Source organism: Mesorhizobium sp. M9A.F.Ca.ET.002.03.1.2, from assembly GCF_003952365.1.
Classification (GTDB): domain Bacteria; phylum Pseudomonadota; class Alphaproteobacteria; order Rhizobiales; family Rhizobiaceae; genus Mesorhizobium.
Map to the genome: position 1 here is coordinate 1,607,456 of NZ_CP034443.1, position 14,565 is coordinate 1,622,020.

A 14,565-nucleotide genomic window follows, 5' to 3' on the forward strand; every position below is an offset into this window, starting at 1 on the left:
CGTCAGTATCCGCGAACGGGATCGACAACGTTTTCGAGCGGTTCACCCCGCAGAAAACGGCTGAGATTGTCGGCAAACATGCGCAGGGCTTCCTTCTCCCAGCCGTCATAAACCGACGAACAATGCGGTGTGACGATCACGTTCTCATAGCTCCAGATCGGGTGATCCGTTGGCAGTGGCTCGGTCGAAAAGACGTCGAGCGCGGCGCCTTTGATGCGGCAGCCGTCGAGCGCCGACAGCAGCGCTGCCTCATCGACGACGCCGCCGCGCGATACGTCGATGACCACCGCCGACGGCTTCATCGCGGCAAACGCCGCAGGGCCGATCAACCCGCGCGTCGCCTCCAGCAACGGCACGCAACAGGCGATGAAGTCGGCCCGACCCCAAAGCCCCGGCAATGCCTCGATGCCGTGAACCTCGTCGATATCGGCGGTTGGCCTGGGACGCGCACGCACGCCGAGCGTCGTCAGCCCCATGGCCTTCGCGCGCCGGGCCAACGCTTGCCCGGTCCTGCCGAGGCCGAGCAGCAGCAGCGTCTTGCCCTGGATCGGCTCGACCGTGCCGGCGATCCATGTCCGGGTGCGCTGATGCCTGGCGAAATTTCGAAGACCCAGCGAGAAGGACAGCATCGCTCCCAGCGCGTATTCGGCCATCATGTCGGCCGCGACACCGGCGGCGTTCGTCACCGTCACCTCTTCGGGATTCCAGGAACCCAGATGATCCGTTCCCGACCCGCCGACCGACACCCATTTCACCGTCGGGCTTTCGAGGAGAGCGGCTCGCGGAAAGCGCGCTGTGCCATCGAAACGCACCGAGTAGACGATCTCGGCTTTTGTCGCTTCTATCAAGGCTTCCAGACCAGCGTAGCTGTCACAAGGATAAACCGGCAACCCTGGATGCGTTTCCCGCAAAACCCTCATCGCCACAGCCGGCGCGTTGGTGTGGAGGATTACGCCAGGGCCAACTGTCGTCGTCACGATAAAGGGCCAATGCGCGGCGCTGCTCCTGGCGAGATACGCCGATACACGCCGTCCAGACTTTCTGCGAAGATATCAAACACGTTCCGGGCCGTGAGCTCGCGGAAAATCTGTTCGTTGATCCCGCCGCGTGTTGCATAGTCTTCGGCCAGATGCATGAAGCCCGTATCCGGCGTTGTTTCCGGTGCGTTTGCCAGCGCCTTGTACAGGGTGACGATATAGTCGCGCGCCCGCGCGTCCGCGACGCCATGCCCTTTCAGCCATCCATGGATTGTATCGAGATATTTGAAATAGGTGGCAAATGTCGCGGTAACGACGCTCAGCGCGTCGAACTCGCTCGAATCCTCGACCTCGATCACCTTTCCCAACCTGCCGAACAATGCCGCCATGTGTCGATCGGGCGGGCAAATGATTGTCGTTCCCTGCCTGTGAGCGATCATCGGCATAGGAAGTGCTTTCGTCACGTGCTCCACAGGCGCGATCAAGGCGGCTACCTCCTTGCGGGATAGGGTGGCGATCAAGCTGACGACGCGATGGTCCCGACGAAACTGCAATTCTGCAAGCACGTCATGCGCAATCTGCGGCCGAACCGCGAGCATGATCGTATCGCAACTGTCGAGGACTGCCTGATTATCGGGTGCAACGCGGACATCCGGATAGCGAAGAGCCAAGCCAGCAGCGATTTCCTCATTACGAGGCGATAGGAGAACCGACACGGAATTGTCCGCGGCGGATTTAAGTCCGGTGACAATCGCGGATGTCAGCGCGCCTGTGCCGATGAAGCCGAGTTTCATTGGATGTCCTGTAGCGTTGGTTCTGGATCGTCGTCAGCCGACAAATAGTACCAGCTCGGCGAGACTTTGGGATCAGGCATCACACGTCAGGCATGTCGCGACGTTCAGAGCCACCTTCGCACGCGTTGCTTGTAGTCGAGATACGCATCGCCGAAACGCCGCTCGAGGTAGGCCTCCTCGCGGGCGACGACACCGTAGCGGACCGTGATGGCGAGCGGCAGCGTAAGGATCAGGACCCACGGACTTTGCGCGGCTACGCCGATGCCGCCGTAGATGAGAAAAAAGCCGAGATAGATGGGATTGCGGGTCCAGCGGTAAATGCCGGTGGTCACGAGCACACGGGCGGGCTGGTTCGTGGGCAAAGGCGTCGCAGCGCGGGAGAAGTTGCGGACTCCCGCGGCAAAAAGCGCAAGACCGATGAGGATCAGGGACCCGGCGACGATCCAGGGCACCCCGTCGGCCTCCGGAATTGCGAACGGCAAAGGCAGCAGGCGATCCAAGACGAGACCGACCAGAACAGCGGCAGGAAAGAAAAGGATCGGTCGCCCAACGACGCCTGCCGTTCCGGTGTCGGTCACTTGTTGCCCAGCAGCAGGGTCCTTTTCCATGTCTGCTCCCGCAGATGCTGGAGGCTACGAAGCCCACAGACGCCTGCAACGACGTCGCCTAGAAACGACAACTAAGGTGTCATTCTAGAACTTGACAACAATGGTGTCAATCGCAGAAATTGACACAGACAGAGGGAACGAAGCGATGGCGTCGGCACGACAAAGGACCGGGGCGGGGGCGGGCCTGATCGGTGACGGCAAGGCCGAGGCGATCGCCGAGCTGATGCTCGAAGTGGCCCAGTGCTTCTTCAGAATACGGGCTCTCGGCCAGAAGACAGGGCTGATCACCAGTTGGGGCGGTGGTGCCTTCGGCTTCATGCGAAGCCTCGCGCTGCTTGGCCCGCTCACCGTGCCGCAGATCGCCCAGATGCGGCCCACCAGCCGTCAGCGCATGCAGCGGCTTGCTGATGAGCTTGCGGCCGAGGGGCTCGTCGAATTCATCGACAATCCGAAGCACCGGCGCTCTAAGCTTGTGCAGCTGACGCGCAAGGGCGACGCGCGCTACGGCGAGCTGAACGCCCAGCTCATGGCGACCGCCTCGACCATGGGCGTTGCTCTCGGCGAAGCGGATATCCGCAAGACCACCGAGATCGTGCGGCAGCTGAGCGACGATGTGAAAGCGCGGTCGGAGCGGCCGTCGTAGTGCGCGCTCCCGGCATTTTTCGGGTGTTGTCAGCTTAAGTCGGACAATGGTCCATCAGCCCGGTTTTTGCAGCGATTTGTCGTTACGACATTGCGCCAGGGGCAGGATTTCGCCCGAGATCACTCTGGTGATCCTTTGTTGGCTGGCGTTGGTCACCACGGTCATGCATGCACATCCGTAGCCGTAGCCCGACCCAGGCACATTGGTCTCGACGAATTGCCGGTCGTCAAAAGCCGGCACATTGTCGATGCCTTTGGGATCCTGTCGCCCCTGCATCTGGATCCACCAACCCCCGTCTCTGTCTGTCAGGATGAGGTTGCCGGGTGTCGGGCTGGAGTACCAGCCACAACGGCGCTCGGCATAGGAGGCCGCGGGTAGAGCCATGGCCAGGCAGAAACAGATGGCGAACGGCAGGCGCATGAAAAACCGTCTCCTCCCTTGTGGGTCTTATGGCTTCAACTCCGTGTCGTAATTTTCTTCGATCAATGCGCAATGAAGCGTCACGGGCTTCCTTTGGACAGCGCTGAGTTGACCGTCGATGAAATCGCAGCCGAGCAGATTGTCCGAACTGCTCTTGCGGGCCGATGCAACGTTGACGTTGACCTTGGGAGGGCCGGCGAGCCAGTCGAGACGCTTGGTATCGATCTTTGCGCCGCTGATATGGGCGTGGCCACCTGTGCCCGGTATCGCCACCTCGTCGTTTTGCTGCTCAAGATCGATTTGGCCGATCTCGTTGGCGTGCCTCTCGGCGCTCCGCTTCGGATCGCCGTAATAGTCGACAAAGACAACGATCCCCTCCTTTTCGGCCGCGAGCTTGGCAGCTGCCTTTTTGGAAAGCGTGACGTTAACGTCGAAGCTCATGTCGCCCTGGGCCGTTGCCGGCACGGCACATGCCAACAGCGCAGATGCCGCAATCGTCATTGCGAGCGACGATCCATGGCGTTTCACAATCCGCCCTCCTTCAACTCCTCGCGCGATGATGATGCCACGCGCCCTTTCATGCCTGGCGCCGACATCGTGCTCGCCGCCGCTTGATTGCGATTATGTCAATTCGCGGTTGGAACAGGGCAGCTCATGTCCCCTTCCTCGCATTTCAGGTAACCCTCGAAGTCCTTGACACGGGATTGCGCCAGGCCGTCCATGCACTGCGCGACGAGCATTGGCATCATGCTTCCTCCGGCCGCTCCCGCAGCCTGGAAGCTGCACTCCGCGTCGCGAAATTTGACCCAATCCCGCTGTGCTTGAATGAGAAGCTTCTTGCTATCCGCGTCGTCCTTCAGGCGAGCTTCGATCTGCTTGTAAAGCTCATTGAGCTTCTTGTCGGATTTCTTGAACGCGGCGTCGGCGCACGCGTTCAGGGCGGCCTGATCCTGGGCGGCATCGTAGCACTTGTCCTGGGCAAATGCCAAAGCCGGCATGGCCAGAACCATGGCAGCGGTCAGTATCGCGGTTTTCATCGGTCGTCTCCGTTTAGAAATCCATCTTGTTGACGGGGGCGCGTTCTCACGCCAACGGTGTCCGGCACGGTCGGCCGTTAATGGGAGTCGTCGTCGTCCGATCCATCAGCATCGTCGGTACTTGTCATCCGACGCGTCGTCGTCGGTGCTGTCGTCTTCAGTGTCGGTGCTGCTTCGTCGTCACCACCGTCATTCCGTAACCGTCTCGGCAAAACACTTTGCCAGATCTTGCGGGGCTCCGAGCTTCTTCGCCCAGGATACCAGTTCAGGCTTTTCCGACGGCTCGGCATAGCCGCCCCATACGTCGCGAAACTGCTTGTTTCCGTTGACTGCCTGGAAGAACATCACGCCGTCATCGCTGACGGGCGTGGAGACGTAGGCGGCGCTCCAGTTGCCGCTCTCCATGATCGTGATGAACTTCGCCTGAGCGGGCTTGAACTTGTTGTCCATCGCCGAGACGACGAGATGGGCATATTCCTGCTTGCGCGCCTTCGTCGCTTCGACCTTTACGCCGTCGCAGGCGTTGATCGCGGCGAAAGCGGACGTCAGCGTCATTCCCAGCCCCGTGAGGCCGATCATGACGATCTTTGCATGTCGTCGGATCCGGTCGCTGAATTCAGACATGAATGGCGTCCTTCTTCTTTGCTATGAGGTCCACTAATCGTCATCATCGTCGTCCGATGAGCTGTCGTCGTCCGGCGTATCGACCTGGCAGCCGATGCCCCTGCAACCTTGATAATTGCCGTGCGTATCGAAGTTGGGATTGCCCTCTTTGTCGTACTGCGGTCTGTCGTCGATGCTTTGATCCCCGTCGTCGGGATCGTCGACCTTGCACCCGAGCCCACGGCATCCGATGTAGCGGCCTCGCGTATCGAAGTTGGGATTGCCGTTCCGGTCGAACTGCGGCCGGTCGTCAATCCTTCGATCCTGTTTTTGGGGCCTATCCACCAGGCAACCTGTCCCGCGACAGCCATCATAGCCATCATCGGTTGTACAGCCCGCGAAGGCCAGCAACGCGGTGATCAGGGTCGCATAGAGTATGTATTTCATGATTATACCCCTGGCTGGCTGGCGGCGACCGCTCGTTCGTCAGATCGATAGTCGATAGCCGATGGTGATCCGAACCAGATCCCGGCGATAAAGGGCCGCTTTAGGGTCTGCCCGAACCTTATGGTCACCAGGCCGGAACCGTCCGGGATGGTGATGTTCCAGAGCCGTGGGAGGAGAGCGGACAGGATCGCCACGACGGCGACAATGCCAACGGCGATAGCTGCCAGATCCGGCATATCTGTCCCTCCATCCGAAGGCTGTTACAGGCGACCATCCCGCTCCTGTCGGCCGCGTAAAGTCCTTCATGATCCGGTTTTGTTGCTGACCAAAGGCACAGCGTGCTGGAAGATTGCACGGAAGTGGAACATAAGGCAAGTTTAGATTCATACAGATGATTAAACTTTAAATTAGAAATTTCTAACAAGCTAAGATATTCTCTCCATTTGGGGGATTATTCCTTTAGCCGTTGCACAATATTGCAAACAACCCGGGATACGCCTTCCGGAATAGGCCATCGAACACAATCGCGTCGTAGCGATGCTGGCCGGCACGCAGGAAATCCCGGGATTGCCCGGATGTTCGCCCGTCAACCATCCCGGTCACCGCCGCCGCGTGCTCGCCATCTGCATCGATGTCTCACACATCAGTAATTGACGTTAGAACATTTCAATGTATGCTGCAGCACTGAGACATCATATCTCAAAGCTGAGCCGTAGGGTCTCCGGTGATAACTGCTCCACAATTGCGCGCCGCCAGGGCGCTTCTCGGTATAGACCAGCGCAGGCTTGCCGAGTTGTCCGGCCTTTCGGTTCCGACAATTCAGCGCATGGAAGCCAGCGAGGCGATGATCCGGGGCAATGTCGATTCCTTGATGAAACTGATTGCGGCACTTGAGGCTGCCGGCATCGAGTTGATCGGGGAAGGCGCGACCAGCCAGGCTGGCGGACGTGGCGTGCGGCTGAAGGCGGGCCTCAATCCAGCCAGGATTTCCGGCGCCGACGATGCGGAAGCCGAGGTCGGCGGGAGCCTGCCGTGACGTCGATCGTTGCTCTTCTCTTGTGGGGTGTCGCCGCATTCTTGGGAACCGCCATATTGGCTGTCGCCGTCAGTCGGCGCGGTTCGGCAACACATCTGGTCTATGGCGCAACCCTCGGCGTCTCGGCCGTCATGTTCGCGATCGCCGCAGCGGGGCTGACAGGCAACCCTGCCGGCGTGTCCACTGTTACGCTGCCGCTCGGGCTGCCGTGGATCGGCGCTCATTTCCGTCTCGACGCGCTGTCGGCATTCTTTCTGGTCGTCGTCGATCTGGGCGGCGCCGTGGCCAGCCTCTATGGGCTTGGCTACGGCCATCACGAACCTGCGCCGCACCGGGTGCTGCCGTTCTTCCCGGCCTTCCTTGCCGGCATGAATCTTGTCGTGCTGGCCGACGACGCCTTCGCCTTCCTGCTGTCCTGGGAATTCATGTCGCTCGCTTCGTGGGCGCTCGTCATGGCGCATCATCGCGAACAGGACAATACACGGGCGGGCTACATCTATCTGGTGATGGCGAGCTTCGGCACACTGGCGCTGCTGCTCGCTTTCGGCCTGCTGGCCGGACCGGACGGAACCTACACATTCGACGCGATGCGAGCCGCCGAGCCAAGCCGGTTCGCCGCCGCCGCCGTCCTGGTTCTCATGCTGCTCGGCGCCGGCTCCAAGGCAGGCCTTGTCCCGCTCCACGTCTGGCTGCCGCTCGCTCATCCGGCGGCGCCAAGCCATGTCTCGGCCCTGATGAGCGGCGTCATGACGAAGGTCGCTGTCTATGGCTTCATACGCGTCATTTTCGACCTGCTCGGTCAGCCGGCATGGTGGTCCGGCGTCGTCGTGCTTTTCCTCGGCGGCCTGACGGCGGTCCTCGGCATCCTCTACGCCTTGATGGAAAAGGACCTCAAGCGGCTCCTTGCCTACAGCACCATCGAAAACATCGGCGTCATCTTCGTCAGCCTCGGTCTCGCGCTCGCCTTCAAGGCCAACGCGATGCCGTCGGCCGCGGCACTGGCGCTCACCGCAGCACTCTTCCACGTTCTCAACCATTCCCTTTTCAAGAGCCTGCTGTTTTTCGGCGCGGGCGCCGTACTCACGGTGACCGGCGAGCGCAATATGGAGAAGCTGGGCGGTCTTATCCATCGCATGCCGCTGACCAGCTTTGTCTTTCTCGTCGGCTGCGTTTCGATCTCGGCACTTCCGCCCTTCAACGGCTTCGTCTCCGAATGGCTGGCCTTCCAGGCCATATTGCAGAGCCCCGATCTGCCGCAATGGGGACTGAAGGTGATGGTGCCCGCTGTCGGTGGCCTGCTGGCGCTGTCGGCGGCGCTGGCCGCCGCCTGTTTCGTCAAGGCGTTCGGCATCACGTTTCTCGGCCGGCCGCGCTCCGCGGCGGTGGAGCAGGCGCAAGAGGTCGATCGCTACGCGCTGGCGGCGATGTTCGTTCTCGCTGCCCTTTGTCTGCTTGCCGGCATTCTGCCGGGCTTGGTCATAGACGGTCTTTCACCGGTGACGCTTTCGCTCATCGGCAACCGCATGCCGGTGCAGATGGCGCAGCCCTGGCTGTCGATCGTGCCGATCGCCGAGAGCCGCAGCTCCTACAACGGCCTGCTGGTGTTTGTGTTCATTGCAATCTCCGCATCGCTTGCGGCGTTCGTCATCCACCGCTTCGCCTCCCATGCGCTGCGGCGCGGTCCCGCTTGGGGTTGCGGCTTTCCCGACGTCACGCCGGCCGCGCAATACACGGCCGTCAGTTTCGCGCAGCCCATTCGCCGCGTCTTCGGCACATTCGCATTCCGTGCCCGGGAAAAGGTGGAAATGCCGCCGCCGGGCGCCACCGCTCCGGCACGTCTCACGGTGGAAATCCACGATGTGGTCTGGGAGACTTTCTACCAGCCGATCGCCGGCGCTGTCGGCTATGCGACCGAAAAGCTGAACCATCTGCAATTCCTGACCATCCGGCGCTATCTGACCCTGGTCTTCCTCTACCTCGTCACCTTGCTTCTGGTGCTCGCGCTATGGCCCTGATCCTTGAACTGGCCGTCCAGGGCGCGCAAATGGTGCTGGTGCTTTTGCTGGCGCCGCTGCTGACCGGCTTCGTGCGCAAGGTGAAGGCGAGACTGCTGCGTCGCCGGGGACCTTCGCTGATCCAGCCCTACCGCGATCTCCTGCGGCTGATGCGCAAGGAGGTCGTCCTGGCCGACAACGCATCCTGGCTGTTTCGCGTCATACCCTATCTGATCTTTGCCGCCACATGGGTCGCCGCCGCGCTCATCCCGACATTCGCCACCGGCCTCACCTTCAGCTGGACCGCCGATCTCATCGCCATCGTCGCGCTGCTTGGCAGCGCGCGTTTCTTCCTGGCTCTGGCGGGCATGGATGCCGGCACGAGCTTTGGCGGCATCGGCGCAAGCCGCGAGGTGATGATCGCTTCATTGGCCGAGCCCGCCATGCTTTTGATCGTGTTCAGCCTGGCGCTCGTCGCCGGCGCGACGCAACTCTCCACCGTTGCCGCCGTCATGGGCTCGCCGGAGGTCGGCCTGCGGGTATCGCTCGGCATGTCGCTGATCGCTCTCGTCATGGTGGCGCTCGCCGAAAACGCCCGCATACCCGTGGACAATCCATCCACCCACCTGGAACTCACCATGGTTCACGAGGCGATGGTGCTGGAATATTCCGGCCGCCACCTGGCGATGATCGAGTTCGCCGCCTTCCTCAAGCTGCTGCTCTACGTGTCGCTGATTTCCTGCGTCTTCATTCCGTGGGGGCTGGTGACCGCCCGGTCCGGGCTGGGAGCTTATGCCCTGGGCGTCGCTGTCTACATCGGCAAGCTTGCCGTGAGCGGCATTCTGCTTGCGGTGTTCGAGACCGCCATCGCCAAGATGCGCGTTTTCCGCGTCCCGGATTTCCTCGGCGCCGCCCTCATGCTGGCGCTGCTCGGCACGCTCTTGCTGTTCGTCTCACGGAGCCTTTGATGAACGGTCTCACCTTCGATATCGCTCATCTGCTCGCCGGCGGCCTGGTTCTGGTCAGTTTCATGATGCTGTACCAGGATCGCCTGTTTGCGCTGATCAACGTCTTTGCGCTTCATGCGATCGTGCTGGCTTTGTCGGTGGCCTGGCAGGCCTACGTCCAGGACGCCCATCACCTTTATGTCACCGCGGCGATCGCCCTCATCTTCAAGGCGATCGTCATTCCCGTCGGGCTTCATCGCATCATCCAGCGGCTCGGCATCCATCGCGACATCGAGACCGCCGTCGGCATCGGTCCGACCATGCTGGCCGGCATCGGCCTGGTGGCCCTGTCGATGGTGCTGATGCTGCGGGTCACGCCTGAAGCCGATCCGCTGGCGCGCGAGGATCTGGCCTTCGCGCTGTCGATAATATTGCTAGGCCTGCTGGTGATGGTCACCCGCCGCAACGCCGTCAGCCAGGTTGTCGGCTTCATGTCGCTGGAGAACGGCCTGGTGCTGGCCGCCACCGGCGCCAAGGGCATGCCGCTGGTCGTCGAGATCAGCGTCGCCTTCTCGATCCTGATCGCCTTCATCGTCATCGGCGTCTTCCTGTTCCGCATCCGCGAAAGGTTCGATTCGGTCGATGTCGGTGCACTCGACGACTACAGGGGAGAACGCCGTTGACCGCTCCCTTCGATGCGGTGGCCGCCATCCTGCTGATCCCCGTCGGCGCGGCAGCGCTTCTGGCGGCGCTGCCGAACTACAAGATGTCGGCGGGCCTGAACGTCGCGGCGAGCTTCCTGACCTTGCTCGCCGCGCTGTCACTGTTCGTCACCGACCGGCCGCAACCCGGCCAGTACCTGCTTGTCGACGATCTCAACATCGTTTTCATCGTGCTCAACACATTCGTCGGCTTCACCACCAGCGTGTTCAGCGCCTCCTACATTGCGCACGAGCTGGAGACCGGCCGGCTGACCGCGCCGAACCTGCGCTTCTATCATGCGATGTACCAGATCATGATGTTCGGCATGAACCTCGCCTTCGTGTCGAACAATATCGGTCTGATGTGGGTGGCGGTGGAGCTTGCCACGCTGACCACCGTGCTCATGGTCGGCATCTACCGCACGCATGAGGCGCTGGAGGCCGCCTGGAAATACTTCATCCTGGGAAGCGTCGGCATCGCGCTTGCGCTGTTCGGCACCATCCTCGTCTACATGGCCGCGCAGCCGGTCGTCGGCGAGGGCACCGATGCCATGGTCTGGACGGTGCTTATCGAACAGGCGGCGCGTTTCGACCCGGCCTTGCTCAACGTCGCCTTCGTCTTCCTGCTGCTCGGCTACGGCACCAAGGTCGGTCTTGCCCCCTTGCACGCCTGGCTGCCCGATGCGCATGCCGAAGGCCCGACGCCGATCTCGGCGGTGCTGTCGGGCCTGCTGCTGAATGTCGCGCTCTATGCCGTGCTGCGCTTCAAGCTGCTGCTCGCCGCGAGCCCGGAGGCGATAGCGCCTGGACCACTGATGGTTGCGATGGGGCTCACCTCGCTCATCTTCGCGGCCTTCATGCTCTACCGCCGGCGCGACATCAAACGCCTGTTCGCCTACTCCTCGATCGAGCACATGGGCATCATCGTCTTCGCGTTCGGCATGGGCGGCCCGCTGGCGAACTTCGCCGGCCTGCTGCACATGGTCATGCACAGCCTGACCAAGTCGGCGATCTTCTTCGCCGTCGGCCACATCGCGCAGGTCAAGGGAACGCAAAAGATCGCCGACATAAGGGGGCTGACGGAAACCCATCCCGGGCTTGGCTGGGCGCTGGTCATCGGCGTCGTTGCCATTGCCGGCCTGCCGCCGCTCGGCATCTTCATGAGCGAATTCCTGGTCGTGAGCTCGACCTTCGCAAGACAGCCGCTGCTGGCGATCCCTTTGGTGTTCGGGCTTCTCATCGCCTTCGGCGCGCTGCTGCTGCGGCTGACCGGCGTCGCCTTCGGCGAGCCGCGCGGCAGCACAGCACCCGTCGAGGCATCCTACGTGCCGATGTATTCCCACCTGGCGCTGGTGGCTGGCGCCGGCATCTACCTGCCGGCACCTCTGGTCACCTGGTTCCAGCACGTCGCGACCATCCTGGGATGAAGCGGATGAGCAAGAGAAAGATGCCCGCGCTGACCGGCCTCATCGAGGCCGGCCGCCCTGTCGAGCACCACGCCCCGTGGCGGCGCGCCATGGTGGCGCCGAAAGCCTGGAACCTTGCCGTCGAGCAGCTTGCCGAGGGCCGCTGGAGCCTGCTCGGTCTTTGGGGCGAGCCGGACACCGTCCACATGGCGCTTCTCGACGCGGCCGATATCGGCGTCATCAGCCTGAAATGCCCCGGCGGCCGCTACCCGTCGGTCGGCCAGCTTCATCCGCCGGCCCTGCGCCTCGAGCGCGCCGCCGCGGACCTGTTCGGGCTCTCGCCGCAAGGACTTCCCGATACACGCCGCTGGCTCGATCACGGCCAATGGGGCATCGGCAATCCGCTGGGAATGCCGGCTCAGGCGCCGGCCACGGCATCCTCCTACCGCTTCCTTCCCGCCGAAGGCGACAGCCTGCACCAGATCCCGGTCGGGCCGGTGCATGCCGGCATCATCGAGCCCGGGCATTTTCGCTTCACGGCAAGCGGCGAAACGGTTGTCCGGCTGGAAGAGCGTCTCGGCTACGTGCACAAGGGCATCGAAGGCCTGATGGCGGGTTCGCCTGTCGAGCGCGCGGCCCAACTGGCGGGCCGGACGTCCGGCGACAGCACCGTCGCCTATTCGCTTGCCTTTGCCCGCGCGGCCGAGGCGGCACTCGGTGTCGAGGCTCCGCCGCGCGCGGTCTGGCTGCGGGCGCTGATGGCCGAGCTGGAGCGCCTTGCCAACCACCTCGGCGATATCGGCGCCATCTGCAACGACGCTGCCTTCGCGCTCATGCTTGCCCATTGCGGCGTACTGCGCGAACGCGTCTTGCGCGCCGGCGATGCGGCCTTCGGCCACCGCCTGATGCGCGACCGCATCGTGCCCGGCGGGGTGGCAAGCGACCTGGGCGAAGCGGGGACGGCCGCGATTCTGTCCGCGATCACCGAGATCAGGCAGCGCTTTCCGCATCTGGTCGAACTCTACGACAACACGGCATCGCTGCAGGACCGCACCGTCGCCACCGGCCGGCTCAAGCCGGAACTCGCCCGGCAATACGCAGCGGGCGGCTATGTCGGCCGCGCCTCCGGCCGGGCCTTCGATGCGCGCCGCAGCCCGGGCTATGCGCCCTATGACGAACTCGCCTTCGACGTCCCTGTCCTCCAGGAGGGCGACGTGAATGCGCGCGTCTGGATCCGCATCCGCGAGGTCGAGCAGAGCCTGTCGCTGGTCGAACAGATCCTGCAAAAACTGCCCGGCGGCCCGATCCGCGTCGGCATCCCCGAGCCGGATGGGCCACGTGGAGGCATGGCGCTAGAGGGTATGGCGCTGGTCGAGGGCTTCCGCGGCGACATCCTGGCCTGGCTGCGCATCGGCGCCGGCGGCATGGTCGAGCGCTGCCACCTGCGCGACCCGTCATGGTTTCAATGGCCGTTGCTTGAAGCGACGATCGAGGGCAACATCGTCGCCGACTTTCCGCTCTGCAACAAGTCGTTCAACTGCTCCTATTCCGGCCACGATCTCTAGACCATGATCCCGAACCGAAGGTCGGCGAAAGCAAAAAGAATCATGGTCAAACAAGAAGGCACGCAGCCATGCGCAAGCTTCTCTTCGAAAGCCTGATACGCCCCCCGCTCACCGAGCGTCCGCCGGCGGTGAGCGGAAGTGCGGTCGACGAGCTCGCCCGCGCCGTCGACGGCGCGGCCCGCAAACGGCTGGGCCGAAGCCTGTCGATCCGGGCGGTCGACGCCGGTTCCTGCAACGGCTGCGAGCTCGAGATGCATGCGCTGGGCAACGCCTTCTATGACATCGAGCGTTTCGGCATCCGCTTCGTCGCCTCGCCGCGCCATGCCGACGTGCTGCTCGTCACCGGGCCGGTCACCAAGAACATGCGCGAGGCGCTGAAGCGAACCTGGGACGCGACACCCAACCCCAAATGGGTGGTCGCCCTCGGCGACTGCGCCAGGGACGGCGGCTGTTTCGCCGGCAGCTACGCCGTCACGGGCGGCGTCTCGGAAGTGCTGCCGGTCGACCTGCACATCCCAGGCTGCCCGCCGCCACCGGTGGAGATTTTGAAAGGGCTGCTGGCATTGCTGGATGGGGTGAATGTTGGGGCTGCTGCCCGAGGTTGAAATGCCGACGAGATCCGGCCGTGCTTCGGGTCACTGAGGGCGCGGATCGCATTGCGCCAAAGGGCTACCGTTTCGCGCATGGTCATCTTAGGAATGTGATCGATGACACCAGCCATTTTACGGTGCGCAGTTGTCTCCTGCGGACATCATGATTTCAAGGCGACATATCGAGCTAGATTGATCCCCTTGCGGATTTCTGTACCATAATTTTTCGAAATGCCCGCGCGCACCGCAATTTCCTGCAATGGCATTCCATCGAGTTCATCAGCATATCTGATCCCGAAAAGATGCACATGAACCGCCTTCTCTTTATCGGGTGCGGTTGAATACATTTGTGCCAGAATCTTCGCGGCATCCTCGATTTTCATTCTAGTCCCCCAACAAGTTTCGTTATTTCGCAACGCGTTTCGACCAAGCGCGATGGACGAAATCCAACTCGGAAACCCAGAATGCCTCTTGGTCTGACGTTTCGCGACCAAGCCCCCGCGCCATTTCGTAAAAGCCTGGGCCAGGCTTCTGGTCGCCATGTTTGTGAACAACAACGACCGTCAACATTCCGCGACCGGCCGCGTCCTCTTCCGCCGCGATCTCGCCGAGAAAATGAGAAAGCCGGGGATCGTGAGGTTCAAGGCTGATTGCGCGAATAGCCGACACGAGTTCGGAATAGGAAATTGTCTTCGGAATCCGCGCCCGCGAAATCATCGCCTGCTTTGCTTCCGCCTTCGCCTTTTCCCAATTGGTCTCTGAAAAACCGTGCCTGAAATGGTCCCGCTTCATGTTGC

General features: G+C 62.3%; 19 protein-coding genes. 8 read left to right on the forward strand and 11 right to left on the reverse strand.

The features are described 5' to 3' along the window. Window positions 1-2: 2 nt before the first annotated feature. From EJ066_RS08030 to EJ066_RS08040, 3 genes are all read right to left on the reverse strand, one after another. Window positions 3-848, reverse strand: coding sequence for a D-2-hydroxyacid dehydrogenase (locus tag EJ066_RS08030; protein WP_245455099.1), 846 nt, complete (start codon window positions 846-848; stop codon window positions 3-5). Window positions 849-973: 125 nt separating this feature from the next. Next, on the reverse strand, window positions 974-1,771 hold the full coding sequence (locus EJ066_RS08035) for a pyrroline-5-carboxylate reductase (RefSeq protein WP_126036544.1): 798 nt from the start codon (window positions 1,769-1,771) through the stop codon (window positions 974-976). Between the two features lie 104 nt (window positions 1,772-1,875). Beyond that, the gene (locus EJ066_RS08040; RefSeq protein ID WP_126036546.1) at window positions 1,876-2,379 is read right to left on the reverse strand and encodes an isoprenylcysteine carboxylmethyltransferase family protein; all 504 of its coding nucleotides are present in this window, start codon (window positions 2,377-2,379) and stop codon (window positions 1,876-1,878) included. A 145-nt stretch (window positions 2,380-2,524) separates the two neighbouring features. Here EJ066_RS08040 and EJ066_RS08045 point away from each other — a divergent pair, with 145 nt between their 5' ends. Continuing rightward, window positions 2,525-3,022 (forward strand): MarR family transcriptional regulator, encoded by a 498-nt coding sequence (locus tag EJ066_RS08045; RefSeq protein ID WP_189644450.1) that lies wholly within the window; start codon window positions 2,525-2,527, stop codon window positions 3,020-3,022. A 54-nt stretch (window positions 3,023-3,076) separates the two neighbouring features. Here EJ066_RS08045 and EJ066_RS08050 read toward each other — a convergent pair whose 3' ends face one another. The 6 genes from EJ066_RS08050 to EJ066_RS08075 form a co-directional block, all read right to left on the reverse strand. Then, entirely contained in the window at window positions 3,077-3,442 is a 366-nt protein-coding gene (locus EJ066_RS08050; protein ID WP_126036550.1) for a DUF4087 domain-containing protein, read from the reverse strand. A gap of 27 nt (window positions 3,443-3,469) precedes the next feature. Further along, complete coding sequence (locus tag EJ066_RS08055) at window positions 3,470-3,970, reverse strand: hypothetical protein (RefSeq protein WP_126036552.1); 501 nt, start codon at window positions 3,968-3,970, stop codon at window positions 3,470-3,472. A 98-nt stretch (window positions 3,971-4,068) separates the two neighbouring features. Next, window positions 4,069-4,479 carry a lysozyme inhibitor LprI family protein gene (locus tag EJ066_RS08060; protein WP_126036554.1) on the reverse strand — a complete coding sequence of 137 codons (411 nt, stop codon included), beginning with the start codon at window positions 4,477-4,479 and terminating at the stop codon, window positions 4,069-4,071. 189 nt (window positions 4,480-4,668) lie between these two features. Continuing rightward, the gene (locus EJ066_RS08065) at window positions 4,669-5,103 is read right to left on the reverse strand and encodes a hypothetical protein (RefSeq protein WP_126036556.1); all 435 of its coding nucleotides are present in this window, start codon (window positions 5,101-5,103) and stop codon (window positions 4,669-4,671) included. A gap of 33 nt (window positions 5,104-5,136) precedes the next feature. Continuing rightward, window positions 5,137-5,529: a hypothetical protein gene (locus EJ066_RS08070; RefSeq protein ID WP_126036558.1), complete on the reverse strand. Its 393-nt coding sequence runs from the start codon at window positions 5,527-5,529 to the stop codon at window positions 5,137-5,139. A gap of 2 nt (window positions 5,530-5,531) precedes the next feature. Beyond that, complete coding sequence (locus tag EJ066_RS08075) at window positions 5,532-5,765, reverse strand: hypothetical protein (protein ID WP_126036560.1); 234 nt, start codon at window positions 5,763-5,765, stop codon at window positions 5,532-5,534. 488 nt (window positions 5,766-6,253) lie between these two features. Here EJ066_RS08075 and EJ066_RS08080 point away from each other — a divergent pair, with 488 nt between their 5' ends. The 7 genes from EJ066_RS08080 to EJ066_RS08110 all read left to right on the forward strand — a co-directional run bounded on the left by EJ066_RS08080 (window position 6,254) and on the right by EJ066_RS08110 (window position 13,783). Further along, window positions 6,254-6,565 carry a helix-turn-helix transcriptional regulator gene (locus tag EJ066_RS08080; protein WP_126036562.1) on the forward strand — a complete coding sequence of 104 codons (312 nt, stop codon included), beginning with the start codon at window positions 6,254-6,256 and terminating at the stop codon, window positions 6,563-6,565. After that, a complete protein-coding gene (hyfB, locus tag EJ066_RS08085) occupies window positions 6,562-8,580 on the forward strand; it encodes a hydrogenase 4 subunit B (RefSeq protein ID WP_189644451.1) in 2,019 nt (672 codons plus the stop codon). Before EJ066_RS08080 ends, hyfB begins: the two co-directional genes overlap by 4 nt. Continuing rightward, complete coding sequence (locus tag EJ066_RS08090) at window positions 8,571-9,527, forward strand: NADH-quinone oxidoreductase subunit H (protein ID WP_126036564.1); 957 nt, start codon at window positions 8,571-8,573, stop codon at window positions 9,525-9,527. Before hyfB ends, EJ066_RS08090 begins: the two co-directional genes overlap by 10 nt. Further along, window positions 9,527-10,189 (forward strand): hydrogenase-4 component E, encoded by a 663-nt coding sequence (locus EJ066_RS08095; protein ID WP_126036566.1) that lies wholly within the window; start codon window positions 9,527-9,529, stop codon window positions 10,187-10,189. The genes EJ066_RS08090 and EJ066_RS08095 overlap by 1 nt, the downstream gene beginning before the upstream one ends. Beyond that, entirely contained in the window at window positions 10,186-11,634 is a 1,449-nt protein-coding gene (locus tag EJ066_RS08100) for a hydrogenase 4 subunit F (RefSeq protein WP_126036568.1), read from the forward strand. Before EJ066_RS08095 ends, EJ066_RS08100 begins: the two co-directional genes overlap by 4 nt. Before the next feature lie 20 nt (window positions 11,635-11,654). Next, window positions 11,655-13,178 carry an NADH-quinone oxidoreductase subunit C gene (locus tag EJ066_RS08105; protein ID WP_126043786.1) on the forward strand — a complete coding sequence of 508 codons (1,524 nt, stop codon included), beginning with the start codon at window positions 11,655-11,657 and terminating at the stop codon, window positions 13,176-13,178. 68 nt (window positions 13,179-13,246) lie between these two features. After that, window positions 13,247-13,783: an NADH-quinone oxidoreductase subunit B family protein gene (locus EJ066_RS08110; RefSeq protein ID WP_126036570.1), complete on the forward strand. Its 537-nt coding sequence runs from the start codon at window positions 13,247-13,249 to the stop codon at window positions 13,781-13,783. Between the two features lie 146 nt (window positions 13,784-13,929). On the opposite strand, the gene EJ066_RS08115 is transcribed toward EJ066_RS08110, so the two are convergent. Further along, a complete protein-coding gene (locus EJ066_RS08115) occupies window positions 13,930-14,151 on the reverse strand; it encodes a hypothetical protein (RefSeq protein ID WP_126036572.1) in 222 nt (73 codons plus the stop codon). Between the two features lie 22 nt (window positions 14,152-14,173). Continuing rightward, entirely contained in the window at window positions 14,174-14,560 is a 387-nt protein-coding gene (locus EJ066_RS08120) for a hypothetical protein (protein WP_126036575.1), read from the reverse strand. Window positions 14,561-14,565 lie beyond the last annotated feature (5 nt).